This is a genomic window from Photorhabdus tasmaniensis (assembly GCF_011189505.1).
Lineage (GTDB): Bacteria > Pseudomonadota > Gammaproteobacteria > Enterobacterales > Enterobacteriaceae > Photorhabdus > Photorhabdus tasmaniensis.
Genome location: NZ_PUJU01000188.1, coordinates 1 through 617, shown reverse-complemented (window position 1 = coordinate 617; position 617 = coordinate 1). Strand labels below are relative to the sequence as shown.

The window sequence follows — 617 nt, the reverse complement described above, 5'->3', positions numbered from 1 at the left end:
AGTTTTTTTCCCGTCAGGAAAATATCTTTTTCAGCTTCAATTTTGCTCAATGCCTGATTTGATAATATATCACTGTTAATATAAATATTTCCACCCGATGTGAGAACACTGGGTTGCATACTTTTTAAATTATGTCCATGCTTATGTTGTGCTGCGAGGATGTTGAAATTTTTATCTGCCGGATTGGGGGCTGCTTCTCTTTCTTCAAAAAAATAGAGACTGCGGGCATTATTCAGCTCATGAGTCCTGACAATCAAATCCCCCTTGACGGTTTTTATCGTCGCGGATCTATTCTCGACTAACTGACCTTTATTCCCCTGCGCATCTTTCTGTATCCACAGATTATCGTTGGCTTGCAGTAAGGCTTTATCACCGGTATTGCGTACGGTGTCACCAAATACCCGCATATCCCGGCCGGCGGTGACGCGGCCTTTATTCTCCAGGGTGGTGTTTGCCAGGGTAATATCCCGTTCCGCTTGCACTTTATTATTGGGAGCAATATTAGTTTCTTTGCCGATAATATTTAAGTCGGTTTTAGCGTTGATATTGCCTAATTCAATTTTGCCATTAGCGTTTAAGGTGATATCACGCCGGTCGCTGGTTAACTCTTTCAAATT

At 42.0% G+C, this 617-nt stretch carries 1 pseudogene; it reads right to left on the bottom strand.

Annotated features, from left to right (window positions below):
* A pseudogene (locus C5471_RS24710) lies at positions 1-617 on the bottom strand (DUF637 domain-containing protein); the annotation flags it as partial.